General features: G+C 69.4%; 18 protein-coding genes, 4 tRNA genes and 1 riboswitch. Of the genes, 13 read left to right on the top strand and 9 right to left on the bottom strand.

Annotation, left to right across the window (positions count from 1 at the left end; all coding sequences use genetic code 11):
- The first annotated feature begins 31 nt into the window (after nt 1–31).
- The 5 genes from ACWDSL_RS26005 (at nt 32) to ACWDSL_RS25985 (ending at nt 4,430) form a co-directional block, all read left to right on the top strand.
- A complete protein-coding gene (locus ACWDSL_RS26005; protein WP_450489266.1) occupies nt 32–481 on the top strand; it encodes a hypothetical protein in 450 nt (149 codons plus the stop codon).
- An 89-nt stretch (nt 482–570) separates the two neighbouring features.
- Nucleotides 571–1,488: a bifunctional DNA primase/polymerase gene (locus ACWDSL_RS26000; RefSeq protein WP_450489264.1), complete on the top strand. Its 918-nt coding sequence runs from the start codon at nt 571–573 to the stop codon at nt 1,486–1,488.
- Nucleotides 1,485–2,792: a DUF3631 domain-containing protein gene (locus tag ACWDSL_RS25995; RefSeq protein WP_450489262.1), complete on the top strand. Its 1,308-nt coding sequence runs from the start codon at nt 1,485–1,487 to the stop codon at nt 2,790–2,792. The genes ACWDSL_RS26000 and ACWDSL_RS25995 overlap by 4 nt, the downstream gene beginning before the upstream one ends.
- A 225-nt stretch (nt 2,793–3,017) precedes the next feature.
- On the top strand, nt 3,018–3,218 hold the full coding sequence (locus ACWDSL_RS25990; RefSeq protein ID WP_450489260.1) for a helix-turn-helix domain-containing protein: 201 nt from the start codon (nt 3,018–3,020) through the stop codon (nt 3,216–3,218).
- Nucleotides 3,219–4,430 carry a tyrosine-type recombinase/integrase gene (locus tag ACWDSL_RS25985; protein WP_450489258.1) on the top strand — a complete coding sequence of 404 codons (1,212 nt, stop codon included), beginning with the start codon at nt 3,219–3,221 and terminating at the stop codon, nt 4,428–4,430.
- A gap of 89 nt (nt 4,431–4,519) precedes the next feature.
- Here ACWDSL_RS25985 and ACWDSL_RS25980 read toward each other — a convergent pair.
- The 5 genes from ACWDSL_RS25980 to ACWDSL_RS25960 all read right to left on the bottom strand — a co-directional run bounded on the left by ACWDSL_RS25980 (nt 4,520) and on the right by ACWDSL_RS25960 (nt 5,829).
- Nucleotides 4,520–4,593 (bottom strand) — tRNA-Phe (locus tag ACWDSL_RS25980).
- A 4-nt stretch (nt 4,594–4,597) separates the two neighbouring features.
- Nucleotides 4,598–4,672 (bottom strand) — tRNA-Asp (locus tag ACWDSL_RS25975).
- A gap of 38 nt (nt 4,673–4,710) precedes the next feature.
- Nucleotides 4,711–4,783, bottom strand: a tRNA-Glu gene (locus ACWDSL_RS25970).
- Between the two features lie 240 nt (nt 4,784–5,023).
- Complete coding sequence (locus ACWDSL_RS25965; RefSeq protein WP_450489256.1) at nt 5,024–5,374, bottom strand: metallopeptidase family protein; 351 nt, start codon at nt 5,372–5,374, stop codon at nt 5,024–5,026.
- Between the two features lie 188 nt (nt 5,375–5,562).
- Nucleotides 5,563–5,829 carry a hypothetical protein gene (locus ACWDSL_RS25960; RefSeq protein ID WP_450489254.1) on the bottom strand — a complete coding sequence of 89 codons (267 nt, stop codon included), beginning with the start codon at nt 5,827–5,829 and terminating at the stop codon, nt 5,563–5,565.
- 2 nt (nt 5,830–5,831) lie between these two features.
- Here ACWDSL_RS25960 and ACWDSL_RS25955 point away from each other — a divergent pair, with 2 nt between their 5' ends.
- From ACWDSL_RS25955 to ACWDSL_RS25940, 4 genes are all read left to right on the top strand, one after another.
- The gene (locus tag ACWDSL_RS25955) at nt 5,832–6,350 is read left to right on the top strand and encodes a hypothetical protein (protein ID WP_450489252.1); all 519 of its coding nucleotides are present in this window, start codon (nt 5,832–5,834) and stop codon (nt 6,348–6,350) included.
- A gap of 225 nt (nt 6,351–6,575) precedes the next feature.
- Complete coding sequence (locus tag ACWDSL_RS25950) at nt 6,576–8,921, top strand: DEAD/DEAH box helicase (protein ID WP_450489250.1); 2,346 nt, start codon at nt 6,576–6,578, stop codon at nt 8,919–8,921.
- 142 nt (nt 8,922–9,063) lie between these two features.
- Nucleotides 9,064–9,136, top strand: a tRNA-Lys gene (locus ACWDSL_RS25945).
- Nucleotides 9,137–9,347: 211 nt separating this feature from the next.
- Nucleotides 9,348–10,523, top strand: coding sequence for a right-handed parallel beta-helix repeat-containing protein (locus ACWDSL_RS25940; RefSeq protein ID WP_450489248.1), 1,176 nt, complete (start codon nt 9,348–9,350; stop codon nt 10,521–10,523).
- Nucleotides 10,524–10,643: 120 nt separating this feature from the next.
- On the opposite strand, the gene ACWDSL_RS25935 is transcribed toward ACWDSL_RS25940, so the two are convergent.
- From ACWDSL_RS25935 to ACWDSL_RS25920, 4 genes are all read right to left on the bottom strand, one after another.
- The gene (locus tag ACWDSL_RS25935; protein WP_450489246.1) at nt 10,644–10,853 is read right to left on the bottom strand and encodes a hypothetical protein; all 210 of its coding nucleotides are present in this window, start codon (nt 10,851–10,853) and stop codon (nt 10,644–10,646) included.
- A gap of 216 nt (nt 10,854–11,069) precedes the next feature.
- A complete protein-coding gene (locus ACWDSL_RS25930; RefSeq protein ID WP_450489244.1) occupies nt 11,070–11,462 on the bottom strand; it encodes a hypothetical protein in 393 nt (130 codons plus the stop codon).
- Between the two features lie 248 nt (nt 11,463–11,710).
- Nucleotides 11,711–12,271, bottom strand: a complete 561-nt coding sequence (locus tag ACWDSL_RS25925; protein ID WP_450489242.1) for a hypothetical protein — start codon at nt 12,269–12,271, stop codon at nt 11,711–11,713.
- A 254-nt stretch (nt 12,272–12,525) separates the two neighbouring features.
- Nucleotides 12,526–12,972 carry a hypothetical protein gene (locus tag ACWDSL_RS25920; protein ID WP_450489240.1) on the bottom strand — a complete coding sequence of 149 codons (447 nt, stop codon included), beginning with the start codon at nt 12,970–12,972 and terminating at the stop codon, nt 12,526–12,528.
- A 443-nt stretch (nt 12,973–13,415) separates the two neighbouring features.
- Here ACWDSL_RS25920 and ACWDSL_RS25915 point away from each other — a divergent pair, with 443 nt between their 5' ends.
- From ACWDSL_RS25915 to ACWDSL_RS25900, 4 genes are all read left to right on the top strand, one after another.
- Nucleotides 13,416–14,195, top strand: coding sequence for a DUF6227 family protein (locus ACWDSL_RS25915; RefSeq protein ID WP_450489238.1), 780 nt, complete (start codon nt 13,416–13,418; stop codon nt 14,193–14,195).
- A 311-nt stretch (nt 14,196–14,506) separates the two neighbouring features.
- Nucleotides 14,507–15,622: a PP2C family protein-serine/threonine phosphatase gene (locus tag ACWDSL_RS25910; protein ID WP_450489311.1), complete on the top strand. Its 1,116-nt coding sequence runs from the start codon at nt 14,507–14,509 to the stop codon at nt 15,620–15,622.
- Between the two features lie 273 nt (nt 15,623–15,895).
- Nucleotides 15,896–16,022: riboswitch (cyclic di-AMP (ydaO/yuaA leader) on the top strand.
- A gap of 11 nt (nt 16,023–16,033) precedes the next feature.
- A complete protein-coding gene (locus ACWDSL_RS25905; RefSeq protein WP_450489236.1) occupies nt 16,034–17,191 on the top strand; it encodes a M23 family metallopeptidase in 1,158 nt (385 codons plus the stop codon).
- A gap of 149 nt (nt 17,192–17,340) precedes the next feature.
- Nucleotides 17,341–18,318, top strand: coding sequence for an aldo/keto reductase (locus tag ACWDSL_RS25900; RefSeq protein WP_450489234.1), 978 nt, complete (start codon nt 17,341–17,343; stop codon nt 18,316–18,318).
- Nucleotides 18,319–18,371: the final 53 nt, after the last annotated feature.

Genomic DNA, 18,371 nt, shown 5'->3' with positions numbered 1-18,371 from the left:
CGGGCCCGCGGGCATCCTGGAGGGATTCGCGATGACCCACCTCGACCGGCACCCGGCCGCCGAAGTCCACCATCCCCAACCCATCACCCCGCACCCGACCGCCGCGCCCCTGGTGCCGGTGCAGCCGGGCACGGTGGCGCAGGTGCAAAGCGTCGTGCTGCCGGACGGGCGGGTCATCACCGGCTACGCCATCGAGCCGGTCAAGCCCGAACCCGTCACGGCCAAGCCCGTCATCTCCCCCACGGCGGTAAACGTCGCCCTCGGCGGGATCGGGTTCGCCGCGGTCTGCGGCGGGCTCTTCCTGCTCACCGCATTCATCGCCGCCCTGACCGCATTCATCACTCAGCTCATCATCCTGGCCGCGGTCATCTTCGGCGGCTTCATCGCCGTCCAGATCCTCGGCGCCAGCCGCGGCCGAAGCAGCGGAACCACGGTCCACATCCGCAAGGCCGTCATCAAGCGCAACCACTTCCACAGCTAGATACGCCCGGGGCGACTGCACGTCTCGCCAAAGATCCGCAGTCGCCCCGGCCCAACCAGCCCTCGACAGACCTGTTGGAGGTCTCCAGCATGACCCATCAAGCACGCTCCACGCTGCTGCGCGCGGCTCTCGACGCTGCTGAACGCGGCTGGGCGGTCTTCCCTCTCCGCCCCGACACCAAGCGTCCGGCGCTGCACGGTGAGGAGTCCTGCCCCGGTATCGGGGACTGTGCGGGCTTTCACCGCAAGTGGGAGGACCGCGCGACCACCGACCCCGACCGTATCCGCCGTGCCTGGGGCGATGTGCCGTTCAACGTCGGCATCGCCACCGGCCCGTCCGGGCTGGTCGTGGTCGATCTCGACATGCCCAAGCACAAGGGCAAGGGCAGTACGGACACGCCTTCCGGCGTGACGACCTTCCATGCGCTCTGCGAGCGCGCCGAACAGGCCGTCCCCACAACCCTCACGGTGCGGACCGCGAGCGGCGGACAACACCTGTACTTCACCACCCCCGAGGGCGCGCGCCTGGGCAACAGCGCCGGGCGGCTGGGCAAGCGGATCGATACCCGTGCCTGGGGCGGCTACGTCGTGGCCCCCGGCAGCACCACCCCCGGCGGCTCGTACGCCGTGACCGATCCGGCGCCGGTCGCTCCGCTGCCGGGATGGCTGTACGGCCTCCTGGCGCCCCGTCAGGCTGCCCGGGCCGTCATCGATCCGCCGTCCGTCCGTGCGGCTTACAGGGCCTCTCGCTATGCCTCTACGGCCCTGACCGCGGAGACGGCGGCGGTGCAGCACGCTGGCGAGGGTGAGCGCAACGCGACCCTGCTGCGCGCTGCGCGGGCCCTGGGGCGGTTCATCGCGTGGGGCGACCTTCCCCGGTCGGTGGTGGAGGAGGCTCTTCAGGAGGCAGGAGCGTGGGCCGGACTGCCGGATGCCGAGTGCCGCACCACCATCCGCAGCGGTCTGAACTGGTCCATCGCACGCAACCAGCAGCGGAGGACCGCATGAGCACCCCTCCCCGCCCCCACCTGAAGAGCCTGCCCAGCGCTCCCGACCAGCCGCGCCCCGCCGAACCTGCCCCCTCCCCGGACGGCCGTAGCGCGCCGAAGGACGTCGGCCGTAAGGCCGTCCCTTCTGCTCTTGGTTCTGACCCGCAGCAGACCACGACCGCCACAGACGGCGCGGCCCTGCTCAACGAGGTGGAGCAGTACCACCGCCGGTTCAACGTCTTCCCGCTCGATGCCGCCTACGTCGCCGTTGCGCTGTGGGACGCTCACGCGCACCTGCTGGACTGCTTCGACTCCACCCCCCGGCTGGCGTTCCTCTCCCCCGAACCGGGGTCGGGGAAGTCCCGGGCGCTGGAGATCGTGGAAACCCTGGTGCCTCAGCCCATGGTCGCGGTCAACGCCAGCGCTGCGGCCCTGTTCCGGGCCGTCTCTGGCGCTGAGGGACGGCCCACGATCCTCTTCGATGAGATCGATACCGTCTTCGGTCCCAAAGCCGGGGACAACGAGGAACTGCGCGGGTTCCTCAACGCAGGTCACCGCCGCTCCGGGGTCACCTACCGGTGCGTGGGCGACGGCGGGAACCAGAGCGTGCAGGCGTTCCCGTCCTACGCTGGCGTGGCCGTCGCGGGGCTTGGCTCTTTGCCCGACACGATCCTGACCCGCTCGGTCATCATCCGCATGCGCCGCCGCGCCCGGAACGAGAAGGTCCAGCCGTTCCGGCAGCGCATCCACACCCAGGAAGGTCACGCGTTGCGGGATCGGCTGGCAGCGTGGGCGGACAGTGTGCGGCATCTGGTCGATGGCGTCTTCCCGGACATGCCGGAGGAGGTGACCGACCGGCCCGCGGACGTTTGGGAACCGCTGATCGCGGTCGCCGATGCGGCCGGTGGGGACTGGCCGGAGCGGGCCCGCGCGGCGTGCCTGGAGTTGGTCAACGCGGCCAAGGCTGACGACAAAGGCAGCGTCGGCATCCGGCTGCTCACCGACCTGCGTGACCACGTGCTCAACGGCATCGACCGTCTTCCCACCGTCGCGGTGTTGGAGCGGCTGCACAGCCTGGACGAAGCCCCCTGGGCCGACATGGGCGGCAAGCCGCTCGACTCCCGCGGGCTGGCGAAGCTGCTGCGCGAGTACATGACGGCGGACAACCGGCCCGTCACCGCCCGGAACATCAAGACCGGCGGCGGAGTCCTCAAGGGCTACTACGCGGCCGATCTCGCCGATGCCTGGGCCCGCTACTGCCCCCCACCCCCGGAAAGTCCGCTACTTCCGCTACCGCCGCTACCGGGCAGGTCAGAGCCCTAAAACCGGTAGCGGATCAGCCCGAATCATCCGCTACCGAGCACCACCCTGCCGCTACCGACCCCGCCCCCGACCGGGCGTCGGTAGCGGCACTTATCCGCTACCGCTACCCCTATCCGCTACCTCGATCATGCCCCTGACCAGGGCGGTAGCGGAGGTAGCGGAAGTAGCGGACCTGAGAGGAAGGGGCCGTGTGCCCCTACGGCCGTTCACGGAGGCGTTGCCCCAATGAGCATCACGAGCCTGCCGACGACCCACGAACTCCTGACTGTCCCCGAGGTCATGGCGGCCCTGCGACTCAGTCGCTTCAAGGTCTACGACCTCATCCGCTCCGGCGAACTCCGGAGCTTCACCATCGGCCGGGCGCGACGAGTGCCGGTCGATGCGCTCCGCGCATTCATAGACGACCAGCTCAAGGAGGCTGCATAGATGCCCCGAGGCCGCAAGAATCCCAACGGCGCAGGGTCGATCACCCAACGCAAGGACGGCCGGTACATGGGTATGGCCTACGTCACCACCGCCTCGGGCTACAGGAAGAGGCAGTACGTCTACGGGAAGACCTGGGACGAGGCACACGAAAAGCTGGTCGGGCTGCATGCCATGGAGCACAGCGGCGTACCGATCCCGGACACGAACGCGACGGCGGCGGAGTACTTCGCCTACTGGCTGGCCGAGGAGGTGAAGCCGAACCGGAGGCCCAAGACGTACCAGGGCTACGAGAGCGTGGTTCGGACACACCTCGTTCCTGGGCTCGGCAAGAAGAAGATCCGGACGCTGCGCGCACAGGAGGTACGCGCCTGGATCAACCGCGTCCGGGCCGAGTGCCAGTGCTGCAAGCACGAATGGGACGCACAGCGGAAGCGCCCGGAGTGCTGCGCTGCCGGGCAGTGCTGCCAGTCCACCCTTTCGCCGCGCATGGTCCAGTTCATCCACGCAGTCCTTCGGAACGGGCTTCAGCACGCAGTCAGGGAGGAACTGATCACCAGGAACGTCGCCAAGCTCGTACAGGTCACCACACCCTCGTACGGGACCGGGCAAGGGCTGTCGGCATCCATGGCCAAGCTGGTTTTGAAGGAACTGCGCGATCACCGCATGTACGCGCTGTACGTGCTCGCCATGACGCTGGGCATGCGCCGCGGAGAACTTCTCGGCCTTCACTGGGCCGCTGTGGACCTAGACAAGGGCACGCTGACCGTCGCTACGAATCTTCAGCGGGTCGGCGGTGAACTGAGGATCGTCCTGCCCAAGACCAAGACCTCACAGCGCACCCTGCCCCTGCCACCCCTCGCTCTGGCCGCGCTGCGGGAACACCAGGAGCGGCAGGCGCAGGAGAGGGCAGCGGCCGGCATGGAGTGGCGTGAACACGATCTGGTGTTCCCGTCCCGGATCGGGACCCCGTACGAGCCGGACAACCTTCGCCGGAGCTGGGGGCCGGTCCGCCGGAAGTACGGTCTTACACACCGCTTCCATGATCTACGTCACACCTGTGTCACGCTGCTGCTCGACCTCGGAGTGCCGCCGCACGTGGTGATGCAGATCGCTGGGCACAGCGATCTCGAAGTGACCATGGGTGTCTACGCTCACGCCTCACTGGACGAGAAGCGCCGGGCGCTGGAACGGCTGAACGAGGCACTTTCCTGAGCGGTTGATGTCACCAGGTGATGTCACGGGCACAAAAACACCCTCTCCGAAGATCTTCGGAGAGGGTGTGTGCCCTGGTAGGGCTGCGGTGGCTGGGGCCGGGGTCGAACCGGCGACCTTCCGCTTTTCAGGCGGACGCTCGTACCAACTGAGCTACCCAGCCGCAGCGGTCCTGACGGGATTTGAACCCGCGGCCTCCACCTTGACAGGGTGGCGAGCACTCCAAACTGCTCCACAGGACCAAGCTTGTGCGAGCTCTAGTCTCGCACATGGTGTTGCGTGCCCCCAACGGGATTCGAACCCGTGCTACCGCCTTGAAAGGGCGGCGTCCTGGGCCACTAGACGATGAGGGCTGATGGCCCACCTGGGCGCCTTCCGGCGCCGTCGGGGACGTGAGAAGCATATGGGATGCCGGTGGGGTTCGCCAAAACGGTTTACGAGGAGGCGGGTCTCGGACGCGCCTCCGGGCTGTTCTCGGCCGGGAGGTGGCGGCTGACCTCGGCCTTCGCCAGGCGAAGTCCACCGAGGTCGATCTCGTCCCAGACCTCGGGCTCCCCGCTCTCCGGGGCCGCGACGTGGTCGGAGGCGGGAGGTCAGCCCCACCCCAGTTCGTGGAGCCGGTCATCGTCAATGCCGAAGTGGTGCGCCACCTCATGCACGACCGTGACGGCCACCTCGTGCACTACGTCTTCGGGCGTTCCACAGGAGCGCAGAGTCGGGCCCATGTAGATGGTGATTCGGTCCGGCAGAACGCCGGCGTACCACTCACCGCGCTCCGTAAGCGGTATCCCTTCGTAGAGGCCCAATAGCTCAGGGTCGGACGGGTCGGGTTCGTCCTCCACGAACACGGCCACGTTGTCCATGACCCGCGTCAGCTCAGGGGGAATCTGATCAAGGGCCGCGCTCACCAGCTCTTCAAATGCCTCATGGGTGATTTCCAGCACAGAGCCATTGTCGGGGACGGGCGGGTGAATTCGGGTACAAGAGGCTCTGCCGCCGCTCGACCCTTCTGCTCTGGGGTTGTCCGGGAGCCGTTACGCAAGTCGTGCCCCCGCGAGTGACCAGCCACGGACGCAGCGCAGGGCCCGCCTCCCAGAGGGGAAGCAGGCCCGCGAACGTTGCAGGGGACGGACTACGCGTCGTCGGAGGCGAGCGCGAGAGGCACACCGACGTCGGTCGGCTCGTCCTCACCCACCCACCAGAACCGGAAGCGGTCCAGCGACGGCTTCAGATCCGGCCGGCGCGTGTCCTGGGCGGGGCGGGGCCAGTTGGGCAGTGCGTCCCGTCCGTACGCGCCCTGGAGGCCCGCCCCGCATGCCCGGATCGCCCGCTCCCCGTCCCGACCGTCCCGCCCGCTCCTCCGGGGCGTCCCGGACCTCTCGCGCCCTGCGGGGCCCATGCGTGGTGGCGGCCCTCGTCGCCGCGGCCATGGCCCTGGCGGGCTGTACGAGCGTGTCCGACGGCCCGAAGCGTCCGGGCCCGCAGCACGGCGCCCGCGACCGCGACGGGGCGGCTGAGCCGGGCGGGGGCGTGGCGACGTCGGGCGGCAGGGCGCGTACGTATCCGGACGCCGGGCCGGACGGCGACGACGGAGGGGACGCCAAGAACGGGAAGAACGGGAAAAAGGGCGAGAAGAAGGACGGGAAGAAGGGGAACGAGGGGGAGAAGGAGGCGAAGCGGTCGGCCTCGGCCTCCGCACCGGGCGCGGCCGAGCCCTCTCCCGCCAAGCCCCCCAAGGGCGGCCCGCAGCGGCCGGTGCCGTCGGCGCCCTCGTCGCCCGGCGCGCCGTCCGGGGGTGCCCCCTCCACCGCGGCCCCCTCGAGCCCGTCGTCGAGCGCCCCGGAGCCGCCGCGGCCGACCACCTCCGCCCCGGCGTCCCCGCCCGCGTCACCGGCTCCGGAGGCCGAAGAGACGGAATGACGGAGTGACGAAGGGCACGTCATCCGCCGCGCGGCGGATTTGCTCTTGAGGGGTGGAAGTGCGTATGGTGGTAGATCGTTTGATCCCATTTGCCCGGCGCCAAACCGAAGAGCGCCGCGTGGCGCGTTCCTTACCTTCCCGTGGCTGACCGCACTGAGGCGGTTTTTTGCGACATCACACGGAGTTTGGGCGCGTGCCGAAACTCCGGAAGGTTTCGCATTTCGCATGTCCGTTGCCACTGACCACACAGTCATGCCCGCTGCCGACGAGCAGAACGAGCTGACCGAGCAGGACGAGAGCACTCAGACCGCCGAATCCGCCCAGTCCACCGAAGACAGCCAGTCCACCGAAGACAGCCAGACCGCCGAAGACAGCCAGGCCACCGACCAGCCGCAGGCCCCCGAGCAGCCCCAGATCACCTTCGGTGACCTCGGCCTCCCCGAGCAGATCGTCCGCAAGCTGGCGCAGAACGGCGTCACCACGCCGTTCCCGATCCAGGCCGCGACCATCCCGGACGCCATGGCCGGCAGCGACATCCTCGGCCGTGGCCGCACCGGCTCCGGCAAGACCCTGTCGTTCGGCCTCCCGCTGCTGACCACGCTGGCCGGCGGCCACACCGAGAAGAAGCGCCCCCGCGGCCTCATCCTCACCCCGACCCGCGAGCTCGCCATGCAGGTGAGCGATGCGCTGCAGCCGTACGGCGACGTCCTGGGCCTCAAGCTCAAGGTGGTCTGCGGCGGCACCTCGATGGGCAATCAGATCTACGCGCTGGAGCGCGGGGTCGACATCCTCGTCGCCACCCCGGGCCGGCTGCGCGACATCATCGACCGCGGCGCCGCGTCGCTGGACAAGGTCCAGATCACCGTCCTGGACGAGGCCGACCAGATGGCCGACATGGGCTTCCTGCCCGAGGTCACCGAGATCCTCGACCAGGTGCCGCAGGGCGGCCAGCGGCTGCTGTTCTCCGCGACGCTCGAGAACGAGATCGACACCCTCGTCAAGCGCTACCTGGTCGACCCGATCACCCACGAGGTGGACCCCTCCGCGGGCGCGGTCTCGACCATGACCCACCACGTGCTCGTGGTGAAGCCGAAGGACAAGGCGCCGGTCACCGCCGCCATTGCCGCGCGCAAGGGTCGCACGATCATCTTCGTACGGACCCAGCTCGGCGCCGACCGCGTGGCCGAGCAGCTGCGCGACGCCGGAGTGCGGGCCGAGGCGCTGCACGGCGGTATGACGCAGGGTGCCAGGACCCGGACGCTGGCCGACTTCAAGGGCGGCTATGTGAACGTGCTGGTCGCCACGGACGTCGCCGCGCGCGGTATCCACGTCGACGGCATCGACCTCGTCCTGAACGTGGACCCGGCCGGCGACCACAAGGACTATCTGCACCGGTCCGGCCGTACGGCGCGGGCGGGGCAGAGCGGCACGGTCGTCTCGCTGGCGCTGCCGCACCAGCGGCGGCAGATCTTCCGGCTGATGGAGGACGCGGGCGTCGACGCCTCGCGCCACATCGTCGGCGGCGCCGGTGTCTTCGACGAGGACGTGGCGCGTATCACAGGCGCCCGCTCGCTGACCGAGGTGCAGGCCGAGTCGGCCGCGAACGCCGCCAAGCAGGCCGAGCGCGACGTCCAGGACCTCACCCGGGAGCTGGAGAAGGCGCAGCGGCGGGCAACGGAGCTGCGCGAGGACGCCGACCGGCTGACCACGCGTGCGGCGCGGGAGCGCGGCGAGCACGTGGCCCCGGCGTCGGCCGTGGCCGAGGCAGGGACCGAGGCTGCCGCTGCCGCCCCGGAGGGCGCCGCCGGCGCCCCCGTCGACGCGTCGGCGGACGTCGTGGTGCCCGCCCAGCGTTCGGCCGAGGCCGCGGTGGCCGAAGCCGCCCCCGAGGCCGGCGAGGCGCCGCGGCGCTCCTCGTACGAGCGCCGTGACGAGCGGGGCAACTTCGAGCGTCGGGACCGTCGGGACGGGGACCGCGGTGACCGTGGTGACCGCACGTTCGGCCGCGACCGCCGCGAGGACCGTCCGCGTGGCTCGTACGAGCGTCGTGACGACCGTGGCGGCCGTCCGTTCGAGCGCCGTGAGGACCGTGACCGTGGCGGCTTCCGCCGCGACGACCGTCGCGACGACCGCGGTGGCCGCTCGTACGACCGGCGTGACGACCGCCGCGATGACCGCGGTGGGTTCGAGCGTCGGGACCGTCGGGACGGGGACCGCGGTGACCGTGGTGACCGCACGTTCGGCCGTGACCGCCGTGACGACCGTCCGGGTGGCTCGTACGAGCGTCGTGACGACCGTGGCGGCCGTCCGTTCGAGCGTCGTGAGGACCGTGACCGTGGCGGCTTCCGCCGCGACGACCGCCGTGACGACCGTCCGGGGCGTCCGTTCGAGCGCCGCGACCACAACCACCGTGGTGGCGACCGCCCGTTCGGCCGTGACCGCCGCGACGACCGCCCGGCCCGCCGCGACGACCACCGGTCCGGCAACACCGGCGGCCGGTCCTACGACCGCTCGCACAACCAGTCCTTCGACCGCCGCGCCGACAAGCCGCGCTGGAAGCGCAACGGCTGACGGGCCGCCCTCCGGCCGGCTGTGATGCCGACCGAACGGCCTACTGAGGGGCCGTGCAACACCCGGTTGTTGCACGGCCTTTCGACCCCGTGGGGTATTGGCTCGGGTCTTCGCCCCCGGCCGAGCTATGCTGCGGGGGTGCGGGTCATTAGCTCAATTGGCAGAGCAGTGGACTTTTAATCCATTGGTTCAGGGTTCGAGCCCCTGATGACCCACTGGCGAACCGCAGGTATGCACCGCTGACCTGCGGTTTTCGTCGTTCTTGGCACATGGTGTCACCCACCTGGGCCCGAGCGGATGCCGTCCCCCGGCGCTCCGCTCAGGCTGATCTTGCTGCTTCGAGCCATCCGGACTCCAGCAAGGTGAAGGAGACACCTCGTGCGATGTGTGACAACCCTCCGTGGCCTCCGTGCTCTCGTCCCGGTCATGATGCTGGCGGCGTCCGTGTGGGGCGGCCCCGCGCCGGCGGTGGCCGTGGGATCCGGGGGAGGAGGTGGCGGTGGCGGGCACGGTCATGATCATGAGCACGGCCACGACTACGAATACGCCCATAGCGCCGATTACGACGAGGGCCATGACCGAGGCAGCGGCGACGGTGGTGGTGGCAAGGGCAGCGGTGATGGTGGCGAGCGTCCCGAAGTGGCCTGTGGGGATGTCTCCGGGCTGATCAGCGCCATCAACGATGCCAACAGCACGGGGGTGGGTGTGATCCAGCTCGCGCCGAGCTGTGTCTACACCCTCACCGGTCCGGCGGTGTCCCCGGGCACGAACGGGCCGGACGGGCTGCCGGTGATCACCGGGAATGTGACCTTCATCGGCGCCAACACGACCATCACCCGGGGCTCGGCCACGGCCTTCCGTATCGCGGAGGTCGCTCCCGGAGGAACCCTGACCCTCAACGGCATCACGGTCTCCAACGGGTCGGCGACCACTGCCGGCGCGGGGATCGACGGCGGCGGCATTCTCGACGCGGGGACGCTGAGGCTGACGTCGAGCGTGGTCACCGGAAACCTCGCGAGCAATGTCGGCGGCGGTATCGAGGTCGCCAACAATGCCGTACTGGATCTCAACTCCAGTCAGGTGACGCACAACACCGCCGGTGACGGCGGTGGTATTCACATCAACTCAGGGGGATCGCTGACGGCCGTCAGCAGCGAGATCTCCGACAACACCGCAAATGGCGCGGGCGGCGGAATCTCCAACTTCGGAAACGTGACGTTGACGGCGGTGGACGTACGGGGCAATGACGCCCTTAACTTCGAAGGAGGTGGGATCACTACCAACAGCGGCAATTTCGCCATGTATTCCGGCTCCATCGACGGTAATACATCCGGAAGTCACGGAGGTGGTATCGCCAACTTTGGCAGCCAACTGATGTTGCAATCCGTCGCCGTAACCAACAACACCGCCGGGCAGAACGGCGGCGGTCTGTACAACGACGCGGGTAATGCCCAGCTCATCGGCGACCAGGTGACCGGGAATACAGCCAACGGTGGCCAGGGTGGCGGAATTTTCGTGAACGGGGGGACGGTGACACTGACGGGAACCGTGGTGTCCGGCAACAACCCGAACAACTGCGTGCCGGGTCTGCCCGGGTGCTGAGACGATCCGGCTGCCGACACCGAACGGGCGCGGCCCTGGAAGAGGTTCGTTCCAGGGCCGCGCCCGTTCGGCCGGGGGCTCGGCACTCGCTACCGCATCAGTCGCTGTGGCCGCGGCTTCTCACGGGGCCAGGGAAATGTTGGTGCACGTGCTGACGAGGCCGATGTCACCGGTGGGCGCGGTCTTGATGTCGTTGACGGTGCTGCCGGTCTCCGTTTCGCACGAGTTGCTCTGGGCGTCGACGCCGTAGGCGCTCGTGGCCCCTGCGATGCCGATGACCATCGCGCCGGCCGCTACGGCCATGACAGCGGCCTTCTTGCCAATCCGCATTGGTTGGTGCCTTCCTTTAAGCTTACCTGAATTCCGCAGATGCCTTAACCGTGAAGGCCAAAAACGCGGCCCCCGGCGAGATTTGATCCCCGCCAGGGGCCGTGCGCGAAGTGGTCACGAACTCATCATCCGCAGTGGATGGAGTTCGTGTCGCAATCGACCGGGGAGGTGGTGCCGCGATTCCGCCGGGGCGGGCACGCGGCACCCGCTACCGCATCAGTAGCCGTGACCGCGGCGGTTCGACTTCTTGCTCTTCTTGCCCTTGTTCTTGTTCTCGTGCACCGGGGACTGCAGCGCGACGTTGGCGCACTTGCTGCCGATGGCGATGTCACCCGTCGGCGCCCCGCCACCGGTGTTGGTGGTGGTTCCGGTCGCGGTGTCGCAGTCGTTGGCCTGGATCACGGAAGGGGTGTTGGTGAAGTTGATGCAGTCCGAGCCGATCGACGTGTCACCAGTGGGCGCGAGGGCGCCGGTGATGACCGTGCTGCCGGTGCTCGTGTCACACGAGTTGCTCTGGACGCCGCCGTTCGAGCCGACCAGGGGGCCGAAGCCATAGGCGCTCGACGCTCCCGCGGTGCCGATGACCATCGCGCCGGCCGCTGCGGCCATGAGAGCTGCCTTCTTGCCAATCTGCATTGGTTGGTGCCTCCATTTAGGTTCTCCGCGAATTCCGCAGACGCCTTAACAACGAAGGCAATTGGCGAAGGATCCGGGGCCGATCCCAGCTTCACCCGTCCGCCGCAGTAAGGATATCTTCGCCTTCGAGTCCTCATGACAACACATAACCGGGTTCCAAGTATGCGGCCCCCGGCGGGAGTTGTCCGCCGGGGGCCGCGAGCGAGGCCGTCAGGAACTCATCATCGGGAGTGGCTTCCGCTGTTCCCGCTGCTGCTCCGCTTGCCGTTCGCTCCGTCTCCGGAGATGTTGGCGCAGGTGGTCTCGGTGGTGACCTTGGGTCCTGGGGCCAGCGGCGAGATCGTGATGGGTCCGATCGTGGAGTTGGTATCGCACTTGTTGCTCTGCTTCAGCGCTCCACCGGTCTTGCTGTAGTTGATGCAGTTCGTCCGGCTGGTGATATCGGGCGACCCGGCGAGACCCGCGTTAATGGTGATGGGTCCGATGGTGGAGTTGGTCCGGCACCGGTTGCTCTGCTCCACCACTCCCGACTCGGTGTAGTTGACACAGTTGGTCTCGGTCGAGAGATCTCCTGTCGGAGCCAGACCGACGATGTTGATGGGACCGAGGACGGAATTCGTGTCACAGCGGTTTTTCTGGCTGCCGCCTTGACCGCCGTCCTGACTGCCGGATGCGGGCTGGGCTCCCGAATCGTGGTCGGTGGCGCCGGCACTGCCCGCGCCGCCGATGGCCAGCGCACCTACAGCCGCCAGAAGCAAGGCTGTCCTCTTGCGCCTGTGCATAAAGCCTCCAATGTGGGTTCTCGACGGTTATCCGCGAACATCTGACTAACGAGGGCAGTCGGCGTTGGGTCCCCGAGCCGCCGCACCTCTACCCGTCCGGCGCATTAGAGACATCGTCAGTCTGCGCTGGCCGATTCCTCCTCGCAACGCCAACGCGGCCCCGGACGAAGCAGTGTCCGGGGCCGCGATGGAAGCCAGAGATGCGTTCACCCTGCTTTTCTCATTCGGGGGAACACAGCGAACTTGGCATGGGGTCAGCTGCCGTAGCTGCCGTGCTGCTCGGTGCCGTAGTTGCCGCGGCCGTCGCTGCGGAGTCCGTCGCTGTTGTTGTAGCCGCTGCCGCCCGAGCGGACGGACGTGGTCGACTTGGGGTAGGAGATGTTGGAGCAGTTGCTGCCGATCTTGGTGTCGCCCGTCGGGGCCATCCAGGCCCACTGGCTGGTGGGACCGGTGGAGGTGTCGCAGTCGTTGCTCTGGACCGCCGAGCCGGTGTAGTCGACGTTGACGCAGTTGGAGGTGATGTCGATGTCACCGGTGGCTGCGAGTCCGCTCCACTGGCTGGTCCAGCCGGTGCGAGTGTCACATTCATTGCTCTGGACGCTGCCACCGCCGCCGCTGGCGGCGGACGCGCCGCCGGCACCGACGAGCACCATTGTGCCGGCGGCCGCAGCCAAGAGTGCTGCCTTCTTTGCGATGTTCACTTAATTCCTCCCGGTGGGTGTCTGCCGCGGATTCACGGACATCCACGTCAACGAAGAAAATCTGTAAAAGCTTCGGGCTGGCTTTCACCTTCACTCATCCGGCATAATTACTCGCCCCTTTGCCTCGTTCGCCTTGCGCCTTCCGGCGGGAGAATCCAGCCGATCGGACCGTAGATGACGGGCGAGCGCGGAGGCTGTTATGCGAATTGCGAAAGAGGTGCCGTCAACCTCATACGGGACCGGAATCCCACCGTCCGAGTTGTTCGACGGGCCGAACGAGTGATATATCCGAGCCTCCCGGCGCAGCACTGAGTGAGGCACGGCCCACAGACGGCTTCGCCGAACCGCACGCGCGGCCTGTGTTCGCGCCGCTACGGTAAGTGCGCGAGAACAGTCGCCGGGGGGACGGCGAGCGGACGGCCGGGAGGCGGGAGGAGACAGGTATGGGGCACTCACGAGCCGGCGGGGGTGGCGGCACTCCAGCCGAGCACCTGGACGGGCTTCTCGCCCGCGCGCAGAACGGCTTCGAGATCGACGAGGCGGTGCTGGGCCGGGCCCGCGACGCCCTGATGCACCAGTCCGAGCTGCGCTCCTGCCGGCAGTGCAACGAGCCTGCCGGCCCGCTCGGCTACAGCACCTATCGCCATATCTTCCTGCTCCCCGACGGCAGCAGCCTGCTGCTGTGGGAGCTGGAGCACAACACCGGCCAGGACCGCCGCCCGCTCTTCGAGCTCTACGCCGACGAGGACGCCCTGGCCCTGGCCGAGCGCCGGGTGCACGAGCGGATCGGCGGCGCCCGCTGGGACGAGCTCGAGGGGTTACCGCTGTGGCTGCCCGAGCAACTGCTGCACGCCGTCGCGCCGGTGGAGACCCCGCGCGCGTACGTGTCCGACGACTCGGCCGACCACGCCCGCCGCGTGCTGCGCCGCGCGGAGAACCCCGACCGCCCCGGCGCGGACACCGAGCGGCTGCTCGCCACGGCGTTCGCCCATGACATCGCGCTGGCCCCGAAGCCGCGCCGCCGCCCCGGCGGCCCCGACGCCACGTGGTGCCGCTTCTATGAGCACGCGTTCCTCCTCGCCGGCGGGGACGAGATCGTCCTGTGGGAGCTGGAGCACAACCTGACCGCCGACGGGCGGCTGGTGTGCGAGGTGTATCTCGACGAGGTCTCCGCCGAGCTGGCGGCGGACCGCCACGCCCGCGCGCTCGGCGTCGACCTCTGACGCGTCCTCTTCCTCTTTCCCTTACCTGTCCCCGTCCCCGCGCCGTGTTCTGACGCACCCACCTGGCCGACACCGGCTCGCCCGACGCCCCGTCACCCGGGAGCCTGGTGGGGTGCGTACGAACCGAACCCGCGCATGAGACGGCGTACAGGGCCATGAGGCGGCGTACGGGGCGCCGTACGAGACCGCGTGCGCCCCAGCGCGGGGAACCGCCGCGCGCGGACGTGGCTCGCGCGGACGGGCCCTGGGCGGACGGACCCCGGGCCGACGTGCCCCGCGCCGACAGACCCCGCGTGGGCGACGAGGTGCCCATGGGCTCCTCCGGCCGCCGCTTCGCGCCCTGGCTCCCCGGCGTGCTGATCGTGGGCGGGGTCATCTACGACATCAGCTCCCCGGCCGCCTACACCGCGGCCCCCTTCCTCGCCGCCGCCCCCCTGGTCGCCGCCCCGTTCTATCGGCTGCGGCTTACCGCCCTCGTCGGGACCCTCGCCGTCGCCGCCTCCTGCCTGCTGGCCGAGTTCCATGGCGTCCGGGACTGGGCCCAGTCGGCCACCGAGATCGCCACCGTCGTGACGGTCGCCCTACTGGCCCTCCTCATCAACCGTGTCGTCCGCCGCGGCTCCCAGCGGCTGGCGTCGGCGCGCGGCATCGCGGAGGCGGCCCAGCGCGCCGTACTGCCCGTGCCGCCGGCCCGGCTGGCCGGCCTGGACGTCGCGGCCCGCTATGTGGCGGCCGAGCGGGACGCCGCGATCGGCGGTGACCTGTACGCGGTGCAGGACACCCCGCACGGCGTACGGATGGTCATCGGCGACGTACGGGGCAAGGGGCTGGGGTCGGTCGAGGTGGTCGCGATCGTCATCGGCGCCTTCCGGGAGGCCGCCGAACAGGAGGCCACACTGGAGGGGCTGACGCTGCGGCTGGAGCGGGCGCTGCAGCGCGAGCGGGCCCGGCGGGCCGATATCGAGCAGGCCGAGGGGTTCATCACGGCGGTGCTGGCCGAGATCCCCCGCGGCGACTCCATGCTCCGCCTGATCAACCGCGGCCACCCGGCGCCGCTGCTGCTGGACGGGGAGGGCGCGGTGTGCCAGGCCGACCCCGAGAGGCCGGCGCTGCCGCTGGGGATGGGCGATCTGGGGGCGTGGCCGGACCGGGTGGAGGAGCTGCGGTTCGCGGAGGGGGTGACCCTGCTGCTGTTCACCGACGGGGTGAGCGAGGCGCGCGATGCGGAGGGCACGTTCTACGATCCGGCGGTCCAGCTGCGCGGCCGTCGCTTCGCCGGACCGGTGGAGCTGCTCGACGCGTTGGTGGCGGATGTGGAGCGGCATACGGGCGGCGGGACCGCCGACGACATGGCGCTGCTGGCGCTGCGCCGCGCCCCGGTGGCGCCGGGGGCGGACCATGGATGCGGACACGAACACGTTCCGTAGCGGAGCATGACCCCTCCGGATAACGATTGACGCACGATCAGTTCGGGGGCGTTTCCGGGTGTGCTCGGGTCGCTGTCGACTCGCCCTCATCTGTCCCATGTTGTTCGTGAACGTCACCTCAAAGGTTGCTCTGATTCCCGGGAACGGCTTGGAATCGGGTCCTGCTCTCTATTAACGTTCGATAACGCAGCGCGGTCGTTACTGCCGCCGCAAGAGGCGGCACCGTGCGCCGTCGCCGAATCCCGTACGCACAGCAGCACCAGCAGCAGAGCGACAACAGCAACACCAAGGGAACCGGGGAACCACCAACCTTGGGGTGAATCGGGTCGAACCTGACCCGTAGGAGACCTTCCTGCTCCGAACCCGTCAGCTAACCCGGTAGGCGAGAGGGAAGGAAAGGAGTGCGCCCGCGTGGCGTCCAACAGGTCTGCCCTAGAAGAAGCTCCGTCCCGCACGTCCGGCGCCGGAGCGGGGACAGCCACCCGCTACGGCTCCTGGTTCGAACCGGCCGCCGAGGCGAGGGACGGGCAGGACACCGAGACATGGGACGAGTGGAATCCCACTGAGGAATCCATAGCCCCGGTGCGCGGCCGGCACCGAGTCGCCAGGCAGCGCGGCGGCACGATGGCCCGCAGCGGCGCCGTGCTCGGCGTCGGCGTGATCGCGGCGGTCGGCGCGGGCGGGATGGCGAGCGCCAAGGACCGCCCCAAGGCCCCCATATCCATGCCGGACCTCGCACACGTCGCCGACAAGGTGACGGACGTCCTCCCCGACGCGGCGGACCTGCCCGGCATCGGCTCGCTGCTCTCCTCGGACTCCGGTTCCGGCTCCGACGGCACCTCGGCCGCCCCCCTCTCCCAGGCCGGCCTGACCTCCCAGGACGAGGAGAACGGCACCACCGACGCCGGTGAGGCGCTGCGCGCCCGCATCCTCCAGCAGGCCGAGAACCAGCAGAACTCCGCCGACGAGTCGCAGCGCGAGGCCGCGGCCGACGCCGCCGCCAAGCAGGCCGCCGAGAGGGCCGCCGGCGTGGCCAAGAAGGCCGCCGACGCGGAGGCGAAGCGTAAGGCCGAGGCGGAGGCGAAGAAGAAGGCCGCCGAGGCCGAGGCCAAGCGGAAGGCGGAGGAGGCGGCGAAGAAGAAGGCCGAGGCCGAGCGCCTGGCCAAGCTCGCCGCCCAGTACACCCTCCCCGTCGCCTCGTACACCCTGACCGCGTCCTTCGGCCAGGCGGGCAACATGTGGTCGGCCGACCACACCGGCCAGGACTTCGCCGCCCCGACCGGCACCCCGGTCAAGGCGCTGCACGGCGGCACGATCACCTCGGCCGGGTGGGCCGGTTCGTACGGCTACCGCATCGTGATCAAGCTGAACGACGGCACCGAGATCTGGTACTGCCACCTGTCGTCGATGGTCCGTACGTCGGGCTCGGTGACGACGGGCGAGGTCGTCGGCCGCGTCGGCGCCACGGGCAATGTGACCGGCCCGCACCTCCACCTGGAGGTCCGGCCGGGCGGTGGCAGCCCGATCGACCCGATGCCCTGGCTCCGCGCCCACGGGTTGACCCCGTGACCGCCGCGACATGACCTGCTGACCGGGTCCCCATACCCCGGCGGCCTTGGCGCTCTCTCCCCCCTTGACGCCAGGGCCGCCGGTTTTTTGCCGCTCATTGGCGCCCGTACGACGGAATACCCTCCTCCGCCTCGGCGCTGAAACAATGCATGGCTGACACCAAGGACAACAAGCAGACCAAGCAGGCCGAGAGCCGTAGGCAGATCGGTGATCTGTCCGTCTTCCCGCTCTCCCTCGGCGGGAACGTCTTCGGCTGGACGGCGGACGAAGCCGAGTCCTTCGCCGTGCTGGACGCGTACGTGGCGGCGGGCGGCAACTTCGTCGATACGGCGGATGTGTACTCCGCCTGGGTACCGGGCAACTCGGGCGGAGAGTCCGAGACCATCCTCGGCAACTGGTTCGCCTCACGGGGCAACCGCGCCGACATCGTCCTCGCGACCAAGGTGGGCGCGGGCGTGCCGACGCCCCGCGGGCTGTCCGCCGCAGCGATCAGGGCGGGCCTCGACGAGTCCCTGAAGCGCCTGCGCACCGACTACATCGACCTTTATTACACCCACTACGACGACACCTCGGTGCCGGTGGAGGAGATCATCTCCACGCTGGACGAGCTGGTGAAGGCGGGCAAGGTCCGCCAGATCGCGGCCTCCAACATCTCCGCCGAACGCCTTGAGGCATCCCTGGACTTCTCGGCGAAGGAGGGACTGGCCCGCTACGTGGCCCTCCAGCCGCACTACAACCTGGTCTCCCGCGACACCTTCGAGGGCCCGCTCGCCGATGTCGCCGCCCGCCATGGCGTGGTGACCCTCCCGTACTACGCCCTCGCGTCAGGCTTCCTCACCGGCAAGTACCGCCCCGGCGCCTCGGTGGACAGCGCCCGGGCCGAGGGCGCGGCCAAGCACCTGCAGACCGAGCGCGGCCAGAAGGTCCTCGCCGCCCTCGACGACGTGGCCGCGGGCCACGGCGCCGCGCACGCCACGGTCGCCCTGGCCTGGCTGGCGGCCCAGCCCACGGTCGTGGCCCCGATCGCGAGCGCGCGTACGGTGGACCAGCTGCCGGCGCTGCTGGCGGTGGCGGAGCTGAAGCTGACGGAGCAGGAGCTGGCGCTGCTGACGTCGGCGTCGGAGTAAGACAGCGTTTGCGGTGAGTATGAGACAGCGACACGCCGTGGCCACGGCGTGTC

The organism is Streptomyces sp. NPDC000941, from assembly GCF_053599555.1.
The sequence above is the reverse complement of the archived record's forward strand: the minus strand, read 5'-3'. Positions and strand labels throughout refer to the sequence as shown.